Annotated in this window: 16 protein-coding genes and 1 pseudogene; 2 read left to right on the top strand and 15 right to left on the bottom strand. The window is 51.7% G+C overall.

Annotated features, from left to right (window positions below):
* The 12 genes and pseudogenes from holB to yceD form a co-directional block, all read right to left on the bottom strand.
* Entirely contained in the window at window positions 1-981 is a 981-nt protein-coding gene (gene holB / locus A7K98_RS07650) for a DNA polymerase III subunit delta' (protein ID WP_087488011.1), read from the bottom strand.
* Window positions 981-1,613, bottom strand: a complete 633-nt coding sequence (gene tmk / locus A7K98_RS07645; RefSeq protein WP_087488010.1) for a dTMP kinase — start codon at window positions 1,611-1,613, stop codon at window positions 981-983. The genes holB and tmk overlap by 1 nt, the downstream gene beginning before the upstream one ends.
* A 223-nt stretch (window positions 1,614-1,836) precedes the next feature.
* Window positions 1,837-2,826: pseudogene (gene mltG / locus A7K98_RS07640) on the bottom strand (endolytic transglycosylase MltG); the annotation flags it as partial.
* A 2-nt stretch (window positions 2,827-2,828) separates the two neighbouring features.
* Window positions 2,829-3,638, bottom strand: a complete 810-nt coding sequence (pabC, locus tag A7K98_RS07635) for an aminodeoxychorismate lyase (RefSeq protein ID WP_087488008.1) — start codon at window positions 3,636-3,638, stop codon at window positions 2,829-2,831.
* An 89-nt stretch (window positions 3,639-3,727) separates the two neighbouring features.
* On the bottom strand, window positions 3,728-4,969 hold the full coding sequence (fabF, locus tag A7K98_RS07630; protein WP_087493478.1) for a beta-ketoacyl-ACP synthase II: 1,242 nt from the start codon (window positions 4,967-4,969) through the stop codon (window positions 3,728-3,730).
* 88 nt (window positions 4,970-5,057) lie between these two features.
* A complete protein-coding gene (acpP, locus tag A7K98_RS07625; RefSeq protein WP_025901771.1) occupies window positions 5,058-5,294 on the bottom strand; it encodes an acyl carrier protein in 237 nt (78 codons plus the stop codon).
* A gap of 153 nt (window positions 5,295-5,447) precedes the next feature.
* Window positions 5,448-6,182 carry a 3-oxoacyl-ACP reductase FabG gene (gene fabG / locus A7K98_RS07620; protein WP_087488006.1) on the bottom strand — a complete coding sequence of 245 codons (735 nt, stop codon included), beginning with the start codon at window positions 6,180-6,182 and terminating at the stop codon, window positions 5,448-5,450.
* A gap of 10 nt (window positions 6,183-6,192) precedes the next feature.
* Window positions 6,193-7,125: an ACP S-malonyltransferase gene (gene fabD / locus A7K98_RS07615; RefSeq protein WP_087488005.1), complete on the bottom strand. Its 933-nt coding sequence runs from the start codon at window positions 7,123-7,125 to the stop codon at window positions 6,193-6,195.
* A 16-nt stretch (window positions 7,126-7,141) separates the two neighbouring features.
* Window positions 7,142-8,095, bottom strand: coding sequence for a beta-ketoacyl-ACP synthase III (locus A7K98_RS07610; protein WP_087488004.1), 954 nt, complete (start codon window positions 8,093-8,095; stop codon window positions 7,142-7,144).
* The gene (plsX, locus tag A7K98_RS07605; protein WP_087488003.1) at window positions 8,096-9,136 is read right to left on the bottom strand and encodes a phosphate acyltransferase PlsX; all 1,041 of its coding nucleotides are present in this window, start codon (window positions 9,134-9,136) and stop codon (window positions 8,096-8,098) included.
* Between the two features lie 27 nt (window positions 9,137-9,163).
* Window positions 9,164-9,334, bottom strand: a complete 171-nt coding sequence (rpmF, locus tag A7K98_RS07600; RefSeq protein WP_025901766.1) for a 50S ribosomal protein L32 — start codon at window positions 9,332-9,334, stop codon at window positions 9,164-9,166.
* Between the two features lie 14 nt (window positions 9,335-9,348).
* Window positions 9,349-9,870 (bottom strand): 23S rRNA accumulation protein YceD, encoded by a 522-nt coding sequence (yceD, locus tag A7K98_RS07595; protein WP_087488002.1) that lies wholly within the window; start codon window positions 9,868-9,870, stop codon window positions 9,349-9,351.
* Between the two features lie 141 nt (window positions 9,871-10,011).
* On the opposite strand from yceD, the gene A7K98_RS07590 reads away from it, so the two are divergent.
* Window positions 10,012-10,602 carry a Maf family protein gene (locus tag A7K98_RS07590; RefSeq protein ID WP_087488001.1) on the top strand — a complete coding sequence of 197 codons (591 nt, stop codon included), beginning with the start codon at window positions 10,012-10,014 and terminating at the stop codon, window positions 10,600-10,602.
* A 53-nt stretch (window positions 10,603-10,655) separates the two neighbouring features.
* On the opposite strand, the gene A7K98_RS07585 is transcribed toward A7K98_RS07590, so the two are convergent.
* Both A7K98_RS07585 and rluC read right to left on the bottom strand, forming a co-directional pair.
* Window positions 10,656-12,686: an alpha-amylase gene (locus tag A7K98_RS07585; protein ID WP_087488000.1), complete on the bottom strand. Its 2,031-nt coding sequence runs from the start codon at window positions 12,684-12,686 to the stop codon at window positions 10,656-10,658.
* A gap of 151 nt (window positions 12,687-12,837) precedes the next feature.
* Entirely contained in the window at window positions 12,838-13,794 is a 957-nt protein-coding gene (gene rluC, locus A7K98_RS07580; RefSeq protein ID WP_087487999.1) for a 23S rRNA pseudouridine(955/2504/2580) synthase RluC, read from the bottom strand.
* A 563-nt stretch (window positions 13,795-14,357) separates the two neighbouring features.
* Here rluC and rne point away from each other — a divergent pair.
* Window positions 14,358-17,801 (top strand): ribonuclease E, encoded by a 3,444-nt coding sequence (gene rne, locus A7K98_RS07575; RefSeq protein WP_087487998.1) that lies wholly within the window; start codon window positions 14,358-14,360, stop codon window positions 17,799-17,801.
* 87 nt (window positions 17,802-17,888) lie between these two features.
* Here the strand turns inward: rne and flgL are convergent, their stop codons facing one another.
* Complete coding sequence (flgL, locus tag A7K98_RS07570) at window positions 17,889-18,851, bottom strand: flagellar hook-associated protein FlgL (RefSeq protein ID WP_087487997.1); 963 nt, start codon at window positions 18,849-18,851, stop codon at window positions 17,889-17,891.
* Between the last annotated feature and the right edge of the window lies 1 nt (window position 18,852).

Genomic DNA, 18,852 nt, shown 5'->3' with positions numbered 1-18,852 from the left:
TCAGCCTGCATGAAAAGACTGTTCCCAGTCCAGCAGAGCTTCAGTGACTAACAATTCATGGTTTACCGACGGGGTCTCAAGAATATGATGACGGCATTGCATCCATAAATTCAGACTCTGGTGCAGTACGGTCACCGGCATCAGGCCTGCCAGTTTTGCGATCAGCGGTTGTTGATCGATATTGGTTATCCAGCGCAGGTTTTGCTGATGATATTTGACCGCGTCAAGCAACAAAGCCATCAGCCAGTGAATACGCAAAGCCACATCATCCTGACTGAGTAACGGAAGCAGTGCCAGAGTATGATCCGGCAACGTTTCACTCAGCATCTGGCACAGCTTATTGCGCTGTTGCCACTGGTTGCCGGTCAGCATTTCCAGTGCAGCAGCCGGTGCTCCCCCGGCCAGGCGCAGGGCCGTCAGCGCATCAGACTCCTGCTGAGTTGTCTGTCCCGCCAGCCAGTTCAGACTCTGCTGCTCAGCCGGAACTGTCAGGTGCAGTGTCATACAACGGCTACGCAGGGTAGCAGGCAAGGCAGAAGGCTGGTGAGTGCTGAGAAAGAACCAGCAATTCGCCGGCGGTTCTTCGAGTGTTTTCAGCAATGCGTTGGCCGCAGCTTCGGTTAACTGCTCCGCCACAGGGATATGAATCACTTTGGCGCCACCTTGCTGGGCAAAATGGTACAGTTTATCGGTGACCTGACGGATGGCATCGACACCCAGCGACGACTTACCTTTTTCAGCCGTCAGGGAGTACCAGTCGGGATGATTATGTGCAGCCATCAGCTGGCAGCCATGGCATTCGCCACAGCTCTTAACACCAGTCGGCTGAGTACACATCAGCCAGCGCGATACACCCCAGACCAGGGCACTGTCTCCCATCCCGGGCAAAGACTGAATCAGCAGAGCGTGATGTGCCCTGCCAGCCTGATGCTGACTGACAATATGTTTATAAGGGGCATTAAGCCACGGGTACCATTGCATCAGCAGTTTTCCGTCAGCCAGTGGGTAAGGGTTTCGGTTAATGCCGCTCTGACCTGCTGCGGCGTGCCGGTAGCATCAATTGTAAGGATGGTCGGATCTGTGGCAGCAATTTCCAGATACCGTGCACGGGTACGGTGGAAAAAGTCCAGAGACTCCTGTTCGATGCGATCCAGTTCGCCACGGCTACGGGCGCGTTGTAAACCGATTTCCGGAGTCACGTCCAGGTACAAAGTCAGGTCTGGTTTAAAATCTCCCAGCACCGCCTGACGCAATGTATCCATAAGTTGCTGATCGAATCCCCGTCCTCCCCCCTGATAGGCGCGGGAAGAAAGATCATGACGATCGCCGACTACCCAGGCGCCACGACTGAGCGCCGGTTTGATAATATTTTCCACCAGCTGTACCCGCGCCGCGTAAAGCATCAGTAATTCTGCCTTATCCGTGACAGGCTCGTTACTCACCCCCTGCTTAATCAGGGTTCGTAATTGTTCAGCCAGAGGTGTTCCGCCCGGTTCACGGGTCAGCACCACATCTGTAATTCCGTGTTGCGCAAGTATTTCCAATAATAAATCGCGGGCTGATGTTTTCCCTGCCCCTTCAAGTCCTTCAATAACAATAAATTTATTTTTCATTTATAGTTTTCTTATCCTGTCCTGCCGCCGACGGGGATTCGGTTTGCCGGCTGCTATCAGTGGACGTTGTCTTCTGAGGATCGCTACCGGCAGAAACGTTATCACGGGTTGTCCCGGAAGTTAATGATTTCCCGTCACCGTCAGAATGTGGCTCACTTTTTTCGGTCACATTTCTTTCTGCCGCTGATGCCTGCGAAGATGCAGCCTGTTTATCTTCCAGTGTCCGCCAGGCCTGAACTGCCCGGTTGTGGCTGGCAAGATTTGTAGAAAAAGTGTGGCCGCCACTACCATTTGCGACAAAGTAAAGATAACTGGTGGTCAGCGGATGCGCCGCTGCTTCCAGCGATGCCTTGCCCGGAATTGCTATCGGACCCGGTGGCAATCCCGGAATAACGTAAGTGTTATAAGCGGTCGGAGTCTCCAGATCTTTACGGGTAAGTACACCATGGTACTGGTCGCCCATCCCGTAAATTACTGTAGGATCAGTTTGAAGTTTCATCCCCAACCGTAACCGGTTCACAAATACCGAGGCAATTTTTTCACGTTCATCACTCAGGGCAGTCTCTTTCTCAATAATCGAGGCCATCGTGACCAGCTGATTTTTGTCGGTATAAGGTAAACCCGCAGCCCGTTGTGCCCACACCTGATCCACCAGTTTTTCCATGCGCTGATGTGCCAGAGTCAGTAAGGCAATATCACTCATATGAGCGGTATACAGGTAGGTATCCGGATAGAACCAGCCTTCAGGATCTGAGGACGATAGTTTTAGCGCAGTGGCGACGGTTGACAGTTGATCATCCACCAGCTCATGTTTCAGATAAGGCGCGTCCCGCAATGTTTTCAGCCACTCACTCAGACGCTGACCGTCGATAAAGCGTACCGGAAACTGAGCCTCTTTGCCGCTGGCCAGTAATTGCAATAAGCTGCGTACTGTCATCCCCGGCTCCAGCCGGTAAGTTCCGGCCTTAAAACGGGCCAGCTCCGGCTCAGCTTTTAGCAACCAGCTAAACCAGAAGCTCTCAGGAATAATTTTCTGCTGTTCAAGTTGTTGTTCCAAAGCTACCCGTCCGGTACCTGCCGGCAGGGTATAAATCGTCTGTTCTGTGATTAACAACGGCGAACCGGCAAACTGCCGGGTTTTCCAGATGCCGCCGCCAACTATTGCTCCAATAATAATCACTGTAGCCAGTGTCGATTTAATTTTTTTTTGCATGCTTACCCTGGTGTATTACATATTTCTGAAAGTCTGCGTGTCAGTTTGCCGGGGGCATAATTCCGGCCATCAATACTGATGACAGGCACAACCGGCAGTAATGAGTTGCAAATAAACACTTCTTCAGCCGCCTGCAAAATGCTGGCATCTGCGGCTGTCTGTTGCACAGCATATCCTTGTGCTGACAGCAGACGAATAAGATAACGCCGCATTGTACCGTCCACACCTGCTTCGTCCAGTCGTGGGGTAAATAATTCATCTCCGCAGCGCCAAAAAATATTGGCAGTACAACACTCAACCACCCGTCCGTGATAATCCAGCACCAGTGCTTCATCAACTCCGGCACTGTCAATAAACTGCCGAATCAGCACCTGCTCCAGCCGGTTAAGATGCTTAATCCCTGCCAGTGCCGGATTTAGTCCTAAACGAACCGGCGAAGTAGCGAGACGTATTCCCTGTTTCCGCCACTGTGCATAATGCGTCGGGTAGGCCGAAACACTAATAATTCGTCGTGGCTGGTCACAACCGCTTATTGCATAGCCCCTGCCACCGGATCCCCGACTGATTAGGACTTTTACAACGCCCTGCTGATGGCCTGCTGCCAGCTGTTGCATCTCCTGCTCAGTCACTGACCAGTGAGTGAAAGGAATAGCCAGACGGTGGCAAGCTTCCTTTAAACGTTGCAGGTGATCATCGATTCTGACAACCTGGCCATTTACTACTAATGCCGTGGTAAAACAGCCGTCACCGAACTGCAATGCCCGGTCAGTCACAGAAATGCTGTCAGCCTCAGCTCCGTCAATCAGTACCACGGAATTCTCCTCTGTAACGCGCCCATCATCCCGGGCGACAACGGCAAAAAAAAGGCCCGCAAAGCGGGCCTGACAGGTAAACCAACGGATCAGATTTTACGGAAAATCACCGAACCGTTAGTTCCGCCGAATCCGAATGAATTACACAGTGTGTATTCCATTCCATTGACCTGGCGGGCAGTATGAGGAACAAAGTCTAAATCACAACCTTCATCCGGATTATCCAGATTAATGGTTGGAGGAACGGCCTGATCACGCAGGGCAAGAATCGAGAAAATCGACTCTATTGCACCCGCCGCACCCAGCAGATGACCGGTCATCGACTTAGTGGAACTGACCATGACTTTATCTGCAACCGAACCAAAGATAGATTTCACGGCCTGAGCCTCAGCTTTATCTCCCGCAGGGGTAGATGTACCATGCGCATTGATGTAGCCAATCTGCTCAACAGAGAGACCAGAATCACGCAAAGCATTCGCCATAGCTAATGCTGCTCCTGCGCCATCTTCCGGCGGAGAAGTCATATGGTAAGCATCGCTGCTCATACCGAAACCGACAACTTCGGCATAGATTTTCGCGCCACGCTTTTTCGCATGCTCATACTCTTCCAGTACCAGAATACCGGCACCATCTCCGAGTACGAATCCGTCACGATCTTTATCCCACGGACGACTGGCGCCCTGCGGATTATCGTTACGGGTCGAAAGCGCCCGTGCTGCACCAAAACCACCGACACCCAATGGGGTACTGGCTTTTTCGGCACCACCGGCCAGCATGACATCTGCATCATCATAGGCAATCATTCGGGCTGCATGACCAATATTGTGTCCCCCTGAAGTACAGGCAGTAGCAATACTGATACTTGGGCCTCTGATGCCATACATAATGGTCAGATGTCCTGCCACCATATTTACAATGGTGGATGGCACAAAAAACGGACTAATTTTACGCGGGCCGCCGTTGGTGAGTGAAGAATGGTTCTCTTCAATTAACCCCAGGCCACCGATACCGGAACCAATCGCAGCTCCGATGCGCGTAGCATTCTCTTCAGTAACAACCAGACCTGAGTCCTGCATTGCCTGAACGCCCGCCGCAATTCCATACTGAATGAAGATATCCATTTTGCGTTGTTCTTTACGCGAAATGATATCGTCACAATTAAAATCTTTGACCAGACCGGCAAAACGGGTTGCATAGGCACTGGTGTCAAAGTGGTCAATCATGCTGATGCCGCTCTGACCGGCAAGGAGAGCACTCCAGGTAGACTCTACGGTATTGCCGACAGGAGACAGCATGCCAAGACCAGTCACAACTACACGACGCTTAGACACGTTTGTCCTCCAAAGAGGGGGAAAAAAACAACACTAAGTGGGGCGGACATAAAACTCAGGCGGTCGAATGACCGCCTGATGATGTTCATTAGCCCTGATGGCTATTGATGTAGTCGATCGCTGCCTGAACGGTAGTGATTTTTTCAGCTTCTTCGTCTGGAATCTCAGTATCAAACTCTTCTTCCAGAGCCATCACCAGCTCAACGGTGTCAAGAGAATCGGCACCCAGGTCTTCTACGAAAGAAGCAGAGTTAGTCACTTCATCTTCTTTAACACCCAGCTGCTCAGCAATGATTTTCTTAACGCGTTGTTCGATATCGCTCATACTATTTAATTTCCTATCAAAACTCGCTTTCGCGACGGTTTTCGTAGTGTATAAAATGTTGAAAAAGATGCAACTAAAACCAGTCTGGTCTAACCACGGTTTGCCATATTTTGCGTTTTAATGCACAAAAAAAGCAAATTAATTTCGCAGTTATCAGACCATGTACATTCCGCCATTCACATGAAGGGTTTCACCAGTGATGTAACCCGCCTCATCTGAAGACAAAAATGCCACTGCATTAGCAATATCTCCGGGGCCACCCAGACGACCCGCAGGGACTTCTGCCAATATACCGGCACGTTGCTCTTCATTAAGTGCTCGCGTCATGTCCGTCTCAATAAAGCCCGGTGCCACAACGTTTACAGTAATACCACGTGACGCAACTTCGCGCGCCAGTGATTTGCTAAAACCAATCAAACCTGCTTTTGCTGCTGCATAGTTTGCCTGGCCCGCATTACCCATTGTTCCAACAACTGAACCAATGGTAATGATTCTTCCGCTGCGTTTTTTCATCATAGCACGCAACACGGCTTTGGACAGCCTGAATACAGAGGTCAGGTTGGTGTCCAGGATATCCTGCCATTCGTCATCTTTCATACGCATGAGCAGGTTATCACGGGTAACCCCGGCATTATTCACCAAAATATCAATTTCGCCAAATTCTGCACGGATGTTTTTCAAAACTGATTCTACAGAATCGGCATCGGTCACATTCAGGGTCATCCCCTTTCCTGCGGTCCCCAGGTAAGTGCTGATATCATCAGCCCCTCTGTCACTGGTTGCCGTTCCGATAACAGTCGCGCCATGCGCAGCCAGTTTTTCGGCGATGGCTTTGCCAATCCCGCGGCTCGCACCCGTAACCAGGGCGATTTTACCATTGAAGTCCATGATTATCCTCTTATTCTTTTGTCAGAGCCGCATTTAAAGATGCGGGATCATTCACTGCTACAGCAGTCAATGAGTCTGCAATACGTTTTGTTAACCCGGTCAAGACTTTACCAGGCCCTGCTTCCACCAGTTGGCTGACGCCCCGGGAAGCAATAAATTCGACACTCTCGGTCCAGCGAACCGGGCTGTACAACTGACGCACCAGCGCATGGCGAATCGCAGCAGGTGTCTGCTCGCATTTCACATCTACGTTGTTAACAACCGGCACCAGAGGAGCGTTAAAAGTCAGTTTTTCAAGCGCTACAGCCAGTTTTTCTGCTGCAGGCTTCATTAGTGCACAGTGAGAAGGAACGCTGACTGGCAGAGGAAGTGCACGTTTAGCACCCGCTGCTTTACAGGCAGCACCTGCACGCTCAACGGCTTCTTTGTTACCGGCAATGACGACCTGGCCCGGAGAGTTAAAGTTCACCGGAGAAACAACCTGCCCCTGAGCACTTTCTTCACACGCCTGACGAATAGCCGCATCATCCAGGCCAATAATAGCCTGCATTGCACCAGTACCTTCCGGTACAGCTTCCTGCATCAGTTTACCGCGTAATTCAACCAGACGTATTGCATCTGCAAAGTCCAGCACTCCGGCACATACTAACGCAGAATATTCACCCAGACTGTGACCTGCCAGTAAAGCAGGCTGTTCGCCTCCCTGCTCTAACCAGACGCGGTAAATTGCGACCGAGGCTGCCAGCAGTGCCGGCTGAGTCTGCCAGGTTTTATTCAGTTCTTCCGCAGGTCCCTGTTGGACCAATTGCCATAAGTCATAACCCAGTGCAGCAGAAGCCTCGGCAAAAGTTTCACCAACTAACGGAAACTGCGCGGCCAGTTCAGCCAGCATGCCTACAGCCTGAGAGCCCTGACCAGGGAATACGATTGCAAATTGTGTCATTTTCAGTTCCTGTCAATCAAAAACGGACTAACGCTGAGCCCCAGGTAAAACCACCGCCGAAGGCCTCCAGCAATACTAACTGCCCCCGTTGAATACGACCATCACGTACCGCCTCGTCCAGTGCGGTTGGCACTGACGCCGCGGAAGTATTTCCATGACGGTCAAGGGTAACGACGACTTTATCCATCCCCATGCCCAGTTTTTTCGCTGTAGCACTGATGATGCGTAAATTTGCCTGATGTGGCACCAGCCAGTCCAGTTCCTGACGATCAATATTATTCGCCGTCAGCGTCTCGTCCACAATATGTGCCAGTTCGGTTACTGCAACCTTGAACACTTCGTTACCGGCCATCGTTACATAAGGAGGAGTTTCCTGATGCTCTCTGTCCTGATACGCCAGCGTCAACAACTGACCATAATTTCCGTCAGCGTGCAGGTGGGTAGAGATAATGCCTGGTTGTTCGCTCTGGCTCAACACCACAGCACCGGCACCATCACCAAATAAGATGATTGTTCCGCGATCGTTAGGATCCAGCGTACGTGACAGAGTATCAGAACCAATGACCAGCGCATTTTTGACTGCGCCACTCTTCACGTACTGATCAGCCACGCTGAGTGCGTAGGTGAATCCGGCACAGGCTGCTGCCAGGTCAAACGCCGGGCAGTCTTTAATTCCCAGTTGCTGCTGAATCATGCAGGCTGAACTCGGGAAAGCATGTGAGGAAGAGGTAGTTGCAACAATAATCAGACCAATGTCATTGGCGGTGATCCCTGCCATTTCCAGGGCATTTGTCGCTGCAGTGAATCCCATCGTAGCTACAGTTTCATGAGCAGCAGCAATGCGGCGTTCATGAATACCCGTGCGCGTGACAATCCACTCGTCGGAAGTGTCTACCATTTTTTCCAGGTCTGCATTGGTGCGAACCTGTTCAGGCAGATAACTGCCGGTACCAATAATTTTGCTATACATCTAGGCTATGTCACTCCTGGCTAGTACTGTATCAAGCCGAACCGAAATTTTTTCAGGGATATTACGTACTACCGCCTGAATTGCGTGTTCGATGGCCACTGCAAAGGCTCGCTCACTTGCGGCACCATGACTCTTAATAACAATTCCGGGCAGCCCCAACAGGGATGCACCGTTATACTGATCGGGGTCGATTTCACCAAAACGTTTCATCAGACGTCCCTTCATACTGCGAACAACCAGGTGACGCCACCATGATCGCTTCGTTGTCTGTTCCGTGCCTGTCATCAGGTTCAGAAAGGTTTTTATAACCCCTTCCATGGTTTTTAATGAGACATTTCCTGCGAAGCCATCACAAACTAATACATCTGTCTTACCGGTCAGTAACTCACTGCCTTCAAGAAAGCCAACATAGTTTAGCTTATCCATCTGTTCCAGTGTAACCGCAGCATGTCTGATATGCTCCGGGCCTTTGCAGGCTTCCTGACCGATATTCAGTAAAGCGACCCGGGGTGCCGGGATCCCCAGCACTTCTTCGGCCATCACAGCCCCCATTAGCGCAAACTGCACTAACATTGTGCTGTCAGCACTGGCATTAGCGCCTAAATCCAGCAGGACTGTGTGGCCACGATGAATATGCGGCACCACCGTCACTAATGCCGGGCGCCGGATGCCTTCCGTCGGGCGCAGCAACAAGGTTGCCAGGCCCATCAGTGCTCCGGTATTTCCGGCACTGATGCAGGCGGACGCTCGTCCGTCTTTCAACAGCTCCAGTGCAATACGCATCGAAGAGCCCTGGCTGTGACGAATCGCACCCGAAGGGGCGGCATCACTGGCAATAACAGACTCGGCAGGGATAATCGTCACCCGCTGATGTATCGAGGAATCTGCTCTGGCAAGTAATGGCTGAATTTCGTCGGGATAACCGACTAAAAGAAGTTCAAGTTGCGAGTGAGAGGCCAGTGCCTGCAATGCAGCAGGCACCGTCACGGGAGGACCGAAATCCCCGCCCATAGCATCAACTGCCAGGGTCAAACGTGTCAAAGTAACGCCTTGCGTCGCAGCAAGAAATTACTTAGTGATGACCTTACGACCACGGTAGTAACCGTCGGCAGTCATGTGGTGACGCAGATGAGTTTCGCCGGAAACTTTATCTACTGACAGAGTGGTAGTGGTCAGCGCATCGTGCGAACGGCGCATACCACGCTTAGAACGGGTGGGTTTATTCTGTTGTACGGCCATGGACCTTACTCCTATTACTTACGCTTTAAACTGGCTAATACGGCAAACGGGTTTGGTTTCTCAGCCTCTGCAGGCAGTTCACCAAAGACCATATCCGCGTCGGACACTTCACAGTGTTCAGAATCATGCACCGGAACGACAGGCAATGCGAGGATAATTTCATCCTCGATGACCGCAAGCAAATCGACTTCGCCATACTCATCGACTTCAACTGGCTCGTAACCTTCCGGTAGCGCCTCCGCCTGTTCGTCATTACGCACAGGACTGAAGGTATAGCTTACGTGTACAGCATGTGGAAAAGGTTGATTGCAACGCTGACAACTCAGGGTGACCTGAACGCTGGCAGTACCCTGCAGCACAGCCAGGCGCTGATTGTCGATTGCAAACGACATATTACATTCTACATCACTGTCCACACTCACAACTGAAGCCGCAATACGTTCTGTAAGTTCAGGAGTATACACGCCATGATAATCAAGGCGCTTCTGAGCAGAACGCAGCAAATCCAGTGTCAGGGGTAATTTTACCTTTTGCATAGGGCGCGCATATTAACTTTGTAATGTCATAGAGTCAAAGAAAAAGGCCGCATTACGGCATCTTTCACCCAATATTCGCATCTGTAGCGGGCGATAGTTTAAAATGACTGAGTCCAATTCGCTATAGATTATGAAAAAAATATGAAACAACCCCTGCTACTGGCTTCCTCCTCCCCTTTCCGTCAGGCATTGCTGGCTAAACTCGGGCTGCCATTTACCTGTGCTTCGCCGGACATTGATGAGTCGGCACTGCCTGGCGAAAGCGCCGGGCAACTGGTTGTCCGGCTGGCCCAACAAAAAGCCTTAGCCCTGGCAGGCAATGCGCCAGACACGCTTATCATCGGGTCAGATCAGGTCGGTTCTCTTAACGGCCATTTTCTCGGGAAACCCAATACTGCGGAAAAAGCGTATCAACAGTTGCGGGCAGCCAGCGGGCAATCCGTCACCTTTTATACCGGACTTACGCTTTACTGCTCCCGCCGTCGCCAGTTCTGGCAGTGCTGCGAAACTTTTCAGGTTAACTTTCGTCAACTGCGGGACGAAGAAATTGAAGCCTATATTGCCAGAGAACAGCCCCTAAACTGTGCCGGTAGTTTTAAGTCTGAAGGATTGGGGATTACCCTGTTCGACTCACTACAGGGCCGCGACCCAAATACACTGGTGGGGCTGCCGTTAATCGCCTTATGCGAATTTCTGCGTGAAGCCGGACTGGATCCGCTGACCAGTTTGTAATTCTGCCAGAGGCGACAGTCCGGGGGCATTATATCCGCCCCCGGTATTTAAAGTTAATGTTGCCCCACCCACACCACCATTACTTTGTCGTCCCCGAGTTGCCGGGTAAAACCATAGCCCTCTGCCAGCGGCAGTGTGGTCTGCTGACCGGCCCCAATCGCCGGATGCCGTGCACGGAACTGACCGAGTTTCTGCCAGTGTGCCAACAGGGCAGCACTCTTGCCGTTCACATCCGGCCAGTTCATATCTGATCGTGTCCCCTGAATCGGGTCAGAACCAGTCGGCCCGAAAGCCCGGGCTGTTTCATCGCCATAAAACAGCTGGACAGCTCCGGGAGCCAGCATCAGTAATTCTGCACCACGGGGCCCGCCCTCACGGAACAAGCGGGTATCATGCGAGGACAGATAACTCAGGACATTAAAGGTCTGCAACTGTCCTGACATCTGTTGCCAGACACTGTCAATTGACGCAAAACAATTTACCGCTGCGGCGGCCTGTTCCTGATAATCAAAATTGATCATCGCGTCGAAGCCGTTATCGTAATAAATGCTGCGCATCACCCCATGTCCCCAGGCTTCGCCGGTCATCCAGAAAGGTGCATCATCAGGTTTCTGTTCCGGATTCGCCTGTTTCCAGGCCGCCAGAGCCGCAACGGACTGTGCTTTGAGCTGCCGGAGAGTGGCTTTATCAACATGTTTGGCCGTATCCACCCGGAATCCGTCAATTCCGTAATCCCTGACCCACTGGCTTAACCAGTGAGTCAGATAATCACGTACTGTATAGCCCGGAAGGGTTTTTGCGCCCGTGTCTGGCTTATGTTGCAGAAAATATGGCAGAGCGACCGGCTCAGGCGATTCGGTTTTCAGGTCCGGCAGGAACGCCAGTGACATGGTTAAATCATCGTATCCCGGGGCATCATAGTCTCCGATGTCGCTTCTGACCCAGTCTTTCCCCCACCAACGACTCCAGCCTGCTTTATCGGAAAAATTGATATAGTCATTATAACTGTGCCAGGTCTGCCCTTTGCCAGGTGTCCAGTCAGTCCAGTGTTCACCTAAGAGCTGGTGCTGCTGTGTGGCGGATAAATATAACGCCCCAAAGCCAAATTCCTGCATATCTGCCAGCGTGGCATACCCGGTATGGTTAACCACCACGTCAAAAAGTATCCGAATCCCCCGCTTATGGGCCGCTGTAACCAGCGCCTGTAAATCGGCAGCGGTGCCCATGTTGGCATCCAGCCGGGTCCAGTCAAGTGCGTAGTATCCATGGTAGGCATAATGCGGGAAATCGCCCTTTGCTCCGCCCCCAATCCAGCCATGGATTTGTTCCAGCGGGGAGCTTATCCATAGCGCGTTCACCCCCAGCTGTTGCAGGTAGTCGAGCTTACCGGTCAGCCCCTGTAAATCCCCGCCATGGAAAGTGGCGATATTTTGCATCCCGTCATCCTTGCGGCCATAACTATGGTCGTTCGCCGGATTGCCGTTAGCAAAGCGGTCGGTCAGCGCAAAATAGACTGTAGCATTATGCCAGCTGAAAGGAGCCGGACCTGTTGTGTCCGCCGACTCCAGTAACAGTAATCCGTCACTGCCACTCGCCGGGGCAAGGGTAATGTGCCCCTGCTTCACCACACTGACAGTGCTGCTGTAGAACTCTCGGACGCGACTGCCCTCGGCAAAAGTACTGCTGACATCGATACTAAGGGGTTTTCCGTTCCAGACCGGACAGCGTGCAGGGGCTACCGATAAGCTGTCAGACTCCGGCTGACGAACGGTAATCATCAGGGTTGGTGTACCACTGCGAGTATCCAGTTGCAGCCGGTAGTCACCGTCCCGGAAAATCCGCCATTGTGGAGGGGTACCAGTGCAGCTGCGCAAAGACAGGCTTTGGTTCAACCTGACCGCCTGCTCAGGTTGCCAGCATTGTCCCGCCTGTTGCAGAGTAAAATCCCGCACGCCTTTCGTCAGCGAGGCTTCGGATTCAACGACGCCCGGCACCGTTGGCCGAAAGTCTGAAAACCCTGTTGCACTCCACTGAGCCAGTGCCACACCGGGAAATAACAGCAGGGATAATAACAAGGGTTTCATACGCATGCCCGTCAGGAAGGATGTCAGCGTAGTGTGGCACAGATACCACACGGCGCCCTCCTCCTGGCGGGGTAATCCACAGGGTGAGCTGGCAGGATGAGTGTGTGAGCTCACAAATTGCCGGACAGCAGGAACGCCGTCCGGCAGAAGATTAACTTTTTTGCTGGCGCAGACGCGTCAGGCAACGACGCAATGTTTCGTCCATTGGTGCTTCCAGCCGTAAAGTTTCACCGGTTGCAGGATGGGTAAAAGTGATAGCCGCGGCATGCAGGAACAGACGATTGAGTCCGGTGCCAGCCAGTTGCTGATCAAAATCCCGATCACCGTAACGGTCGTCAAAAGCAATCGGATGATCAGCATGCAACGTATGTACACGAATCTGATGAGTACGACCGGTGATTGGGCTGGCCTTGACCAGACTGGCGAACTGATAGCGCTCTTCTACTTTAAACCGGGTTTCTGAAGGTTTACCTTCGGCACTGACCCGCACCACACGTTCGCCGCTTTGCAGGATATTTTTCAGCAACGGTGCTTTAACCGATTTCACATGGGATGGCCACTGACCTCTGACCAATGCCAGATAATCTTTTTGCATTCCTTTCTCGCGCAACTGCTCATGCAGCGAACGCAATGCTGAACGCTTTTTCGCCACCAGCAGTACACCTGAAGTGTCCCGGTCCAGACGGTGAACCAGTTCCAGAAAACGTGCTTCAGGCCGTAATGCCCGTAAACCTTCAATTACACCAAAGCTTAGCCCGCTGCCGCCGTGCACCGCAGTGCCGGAAGGTTTGTTCAGCACCAGAATAGAATCATCTTCATAGATAACGGCATGTTCCAGTTCTGCCACTTTATCCAGCTTCGGTGACACTTCCGGAACCTCTTTCTCAGAGACCCGGATCGGTGGAACCCGAATTTCATCACCGTCCAGCAGCTTATATTCAGGCTTGATCCGTTTTTTATTAACCCGCACTTCACCCTTACGCAAAATACGGTAAATCATACTCTTCGGGACACCTTTCAAAAAGGTACGCAAAAAGTTATCAATTCTTTGTCCGGCGTGTTCCGCCGTGATGGCGACAAATTGTACGCCCAGGTTCTCATTTTTCATGGCTGCGATTGTAATAGAGAGTGGCTGTCAGGTGCTACTAATTTGTAGAAACCGACAACCCGACAAGCCGTCGTGACAGTAAAGCGCACTCTTTTTAAACAATATCCCGGCATTGCTGTCCGGAAGATCAAATAAATAACAAATAAAGTGATCTCTGCAGTGAAAGTCACCTTGCTATATTCGTGTGAGCAATGGAATAATGCTCAGGTATCTTTGCCGGGAAACCCCGGAAAATAAGATCGTGTAAGAAGAATTTTTGCCGGATTGAACAGACACGCAGCAATGGCATAAGACGTAATGTTTAATCAGGCACTTAGCGGGCTGCGGGTTGTAGCCTGGACGTAGTGGGGTGTACGTATCACTGCCTTTATAGTGGGTTTCTCCTCATCTGGTCGCGGTTTCTGTTTGAAACCTCACCTCCGACATTTTTTGCGCTCCTTTAGCGATCGACAGCCGTGAGGCTGACGTGATTGCAATAAGCCACGGAGCCATCGGTTAATCGTCGTCCAGGGCAATGATGCCCGCAGCTGAGTCACTTATGAGAAAATGACGAGTACCTCAAAATGAAAAGAATGTTAATCAACGCTACTCAGCAGGAAGAGTTGCGTGTCGCCCTTGTAGATGGACAACGTCTGTATGATCTGGATATTGAAAGTCCTGGCCATGAACAGAAAAAGGCAAATATTTATAAAGGCAAAATCACCCGTATTGAACCCAGTCTTGAAGCTGCATTTGTAGATTACGGCGCTGAACGTCACGGTTTCCTCCCTCTGAAAGAAATCTCCCGCGAATACTTCCCTGCCAATTATTCCATGCACGGCCGTCCGAATATCAAGGATGTGTTACGTGAAGGTCAGGAAGTTATCGTCCAGATAGACAAAGAAGAGCGCGGAAATAAAGGCGCAGCACTGACAACCTTTATCAGCCTGGCGGGCAGTTATCTGGTGCTGATGCCCAATAATCCGCGGGCAGGTGGCATTTCCCGTCGTATCGAGGGTGATGACCGTACTGAACTGAAAGAAGCGCTCTCTTCACTACAGTTACCGGAAGGTATGGGGCTGATTGTCCGTACTGCCGGGGTTGGAAAATCTGCAGAAGCACTGCAATGGGATCTCAGTTTTCGTCTGAAACACTGGGAAGCGATTCAGAAAGCTGCCGAAAACCGCCCTGCTCCGTTTCTGATCCATCAGGAAAGTAATGTTATCGTTCGTGCCTTCCGCGATTATCTGCGCCAGGACATCGGTGAAATTCTGATTGATAACCCGAAAGTACTGGAACTGGCACGTCAGCATATCGCAGCTCTCGGTCGTCCTGATTTCAGCAGCAAAATTAAACTGTACACCGGTGAAATCCCGCTGTTCAGCCATTATCAGATTGAGTCACAGATTGAATCTGCGTTCCAGCGTGAAGTTCGTCTGCCTTCCGGTGGTTCGATTGTTATCGATAGTACCGAGGCACTGACAGCCATCGATATTAACTCCGCCCGTGCAACCCGTGGTGGCGATATCGAAGAAACCGCCTTTAATACCAACCTGGAAGCCGCCGATGAAATTGCCCGTCAGTTACGTCTGCGTGACCTGGGTGGTTTAATTGTCATCGACTTTATCGATATGACGCCGGTGCGTCATCAGCGTGCTGTAGAAAACCGGCTGCGCGAAGCCGTACGTCAGGATCGTGCACGAATTCAGATTAGCCATATCTCACGATTCGGCCTGCTGGAGATGTCCCGTCAGCGTCTGAGCCCGTCACTGGGTGAGTCCAGTCATCACGTCTGCCCGCGCTGTAGTGGTACCGGGACTATCCGTGATAATGAGTCGCTGTCACTCTCTATTCTGCGTCTGATTGAAGAAGAAGCGCTGAAAGAAAACACCAAAGAAGTTCATGCCATTGTGCCGGTACAGATTGCCTCTTACCTGCTGAATGAAAAGCGTGAAGCGGTCAATGCTATCGAAACCCGTCAGGGTGGAGTGCGGGCGATTATTGTTCCTGATGATCGTATGGAAACTCCTCACTATTCAGTATTGCGTGTACGTAAGGGTGAAGAGACGAAAACTCTTAGCTATCACCTGCCGAAACTGCATGAAATCGAAGTGGCAGCCATTTCCGATGAAGAGCCTGCTGAACGCCGTCGCCCTGAACAACCAGCGCTGGCAGCTTTTGCTATGACAGAAGCACCACCGACAATAACTGAAGCACCGGTTGTGCCGGTAGCAGCTGAACAAGTGCCAGCAGCCAAAGGCAGCTGTATCTTTAGTCGTCTGCTTAAAGGTCTGAAAAATCTGTTTGGCGGTTCTGAGAAAGAGACCGTCAGTGAAGCTCCTGCCAAAGCAGAGACGCCTGCCCGCAACAGCGAAAACGCTTCTTCGGCTAACCGTAACGACCGTCGTCGTAATAATCGTAACAACCGTAACGATCGTAATGACCGCAATGAGCGGACTGATCGTAACGACCGGAATGACCGGAATGACCGTAACGAACGTACTGACCGTAATAACGAGCAGAAAACGGATCGTAACGAACGCACCGAACGTAACGATCGCAATGAGCGTTCAGGACAGACCCGCACTAACGATAATGCCAACAGCCAGGATAACCGCCGGAATAATAACCGTCGTAACACTGTTGCGACAGAAAATCGTGAAGAGACACAGCCGACTCGTCAGAACACACCTCTGACCGACGAAGCACGTCAGCAACGCGAGCAACAACGTCGTGAGCAGCGTGCTGAGCGTCAACGTCGTCGCCAGGAAGAACGTCGTCAGCAACAGGAAGCCACCGCTCCGGAACAGCCGACAGTGGTTGCTGAGGTTCAGACTAACGAGGCAGCTGCCGTAGAAGAACCGGTGCAAATCAGCGTTCGTCGTAAACAGCGTACTCTGACACAGAAAGTTCGTTATGGCGTCGAAGAGACCCGGGACACCGCTCCTGCTGAGGTAGCCGCGACAACAGAAACCACAGTGGTCGGTGATGACGTTGTGGCTGTAGAAAGCGCCCGTGAAGATGGACAGGAAAACCGTGATAATAACGGCAATATTCCTCGTCGTTCACGCCGTTCTCCACGCCATCTGCGCGTCAGTGGCCAACGCCGTCGTCGTTATCGTGACGAGCGTTATCCGCAGCAGTCCGCAATGCCTCTGGAAACTGCCGTTGCCTCTCCGGAGTTAGCTTCCGGTAAAGTGTGGATCAGCTATTCTGCCCCGGTTCTACAGGATGAATTTGTTCAGTCTGAAGACCTGCAGGATCAACCAGTGAACGAAACAGTTGTTGAGCCGGTAGTGGCTGATGTTGTTACAACATCGTTGCCTGCAGCGCCACAGCCAGACAGCGTACCAGAAGTGGCAGAAGCCGCTGCAACTGAAACACCAGTTGTTGCTGAACCTGCCAGTACCCTGCCTGCTGCCTCTGCAGCTCAGGAAGTGGTAAGTGCTGAGGAAAGTACCCCGGTCGCTACGGATGCACCTGTTGTCAGCGAGTCTGTAACTTCTGCTGAGACTGTAGTGCCTGAACCGGCACAATCAGAGGTTGTTGCAACTGAAACGGCCAGTCAGCCGTCACCGGTTGCCGACAGTCCTGCCAGCACTGAGGTTGAAGTTGTTCCGGCAACAGCTGAAGTGAATGCCCCGGCAGAAACTGCTGCTGCGGAAGTGGTTGAAGCGCCGGAAGTTACGGCAGTACCAGAAGCTGTTGAATCAGCCCCTGAGACTGAGGAAGTGCGCTCTGTGGTTGCCGAAACTCCGGCAGCAGTCACTGCTGAGCCAGAAGCTCCGGCTCCGGCCCCACAGGAAGCTAAAACAGCACCGGTCGCCGCAACAGTAGCGGCACCGACGACTAAACCTCGTTTCCATGCGACTGCTCCGATGACCCGTGCACCGGCACCTGAATGGGTTGCTGAACCACCGCGTCACAGTGACTGGGTACGTCCGGTTTATGATTTCGCAGGAAAAGGTGCTGCAGGTGGACATACCGCCAGCCATCATGCGACTGCACCAGTAACCAAAGCTTCATAAGGCTAAACCCTGTGATGCTCCCCGTGTGAGCAAAACACAGCCAAAAAAAACCTGACCCTTACCGGTCAGGTTTTTTATTGCCTGCGTTCAGCTGTTGAGCTGAAACAATGATAATTTCGACATTGCGCTAAAGGTTTGATAGCTGGCCTGCAAAGCCGTTTGCTGCATCGTGTAATCGGAGATCGACTGAGTAATATCGGCATCCGTCAGTTGGCTCATCTGAGAACTGAGGATAACGCCCCGATCCTGCCCCTGACTGTCCAGTTTATCCAGCTCCGAAAGTCCGGTACCAATCTCTGAACGTACGCTCAACACATTATTCAGCGCGTTGTGTAAACCACGGTTCACCTTATCCATAGTGTCGCCGAACTGTTCAATAGTCCCATCAGTCGCACCAGACTGCGGCACACTCAGCGCTTTTATCGCTGAATCAAGCATATTAAAAACGCTGGTTTCGCTGGCTGAGCCATCCGGTTCCGGAGTGGCATTTGCGGTTAGCGACATAAATATCTGATTGCCGGGATGGCCAATCGTCATCGTACGCTGGCTGCTGACTTTCTGGCTGATAGCGTCATCTCCACCCTGATAAATCACACTTCCGCCGCTGTTGATAAACGGCTGTTGCTGGGTTTTATAGCCAGCGAAAATATAGCGACCATTACTGTCCTGAGTGTTCGCCAGGTCCACCAGTTGATCGCGAATTCCGGTAAGCTGGGTGGCAATCGAGGCGCGGTCATCATCATTCAGGGTGCCGGTAGAGCCATAAACCACCTGAGTCAGTGCCGTTTCAATACAGTCGCTGACACTGCTTAAAGCGTTCTCTTCATAGGCCAAAGACTGGTTCGCAAATGACTGTGCCAGCTCATATTGCGCATCTTTATTTTGCGTCTGAGACACATTCACTGCCTGGGACGCCGAAATAGGATCATCGGAAGGTTTAGTCACTCTTTTTCCTGTTGATATCCGCATTCCGCTCTCCAGCCAGCGACTCTGCGCATTACTCATTCCCTGCATCTGTCGTGCAAAAATCAAACTGGTACTGAGCCTCATA

Origin of the sequence: Tatumella citrea, from assembly GCF_002163585.1 — a bacterium.
Taxonomy (GTDB): Bacteria; Pseudomonadota; Gammaproteobacteria; order Enterobacterales; family Enterobacteriaceae; genus Tatumella; species Tatumella citrea.
Note: the sequence above shows the minus strand (reverse complement) of the source record. Positions and strands in the feature narration are given on the sequence as shown.

Excerpts from the sequence above, each read along its gene's own strand:
- acpP (WP_025901771.1), bottom strand. The coding sequence starts at position 5,294 with ATGAGCGATATCGAACAACGCGTTAAGAAAATCATTGCTGAGCAGCTG.
- holB (WP_087488011.1), bottom strand. The coding sequence starts at position 981 with ATGCAATGGTACCCGTGGCTTAATGCCCCTTATAAACATATTGTCAGT.
- A7K98_RS07590 (WP_087488001.1), top strand. The coding sequence starts at position 10,012 with ATGAAACAACCCCTGCTACTGGCTTCCTCCTCCCCTTTCCGTCAGGCA.
- tmk (WP_087488010.1), bottom strand. The coding sequence starts at position 1,613 with ATGAAAAATAAATTTATTGTTATTGAAGGACTTGAAGGGGCAGGGAAA.
- fabD (WP_087488005.1), bottom strand. The coding sequence starts at position 7,125 with ATGACACAATTTGCAATCGTATTCCCTGGTCAGGGCTCTCAGGCTGTA.
- A7K98_RS07585 (WP_087488000.1), bottom strand. The coding sequence starts at position 12,686 with ATGAAACCCTTGTTATTATCCCTGCTGTTATTTCCCGGTGTGGCACTG.
- rluC (WP_087487999.1), bottom strand. The coding sequence starts at position 13,794 with ATGAAAAATGAGAACCTGGGCGTACAATTTGTCGCCATCACGGCGGAA.
- fabG (WP_087488006.1), bottom strand. The coding sequence starts at position 6,182 with ATGGACTTCAATGGTAAAATCGCCCTGGTTACGGGTGCGAGCCGCGGG.
- yceD (WP_087488002.1), bottom strand. The coding sequence starts at position 9,870 with ATGCAAAAGGTAAAATTACCCCTGACACTGGATTTGCTGCGTTCTGCT.
- A7K98_RS07610 (WP_087488004.1), bottom strand. The coding sequence starts at position 8,095 with ATGTATAGCAAAATTATTGGTACCGGCAGTTATCTGCCTGAACAGGTT.
- flgL (WP_087487997.1), bottom strand. The coding sequence starts at position 18,851 with ATGAGGCTCAGTACCAGTTTGATTTTTGCACGACAGATGCAGGGAATG.
- rne (WP_087487998.1), top strand. The coding sequence starts at position 14,358 with ATGAAAAGAATGTTAATCAACGCTACTCAGCAGGAAGAGTTGCGTGTC.
- rpmF (WP_025901766.1), bottom strand. The coding sequence starts at position 9,334 with ATGGCCGTACAACAGAATAAACCCACCCGTTCTAAGCGTGGTATGCGC.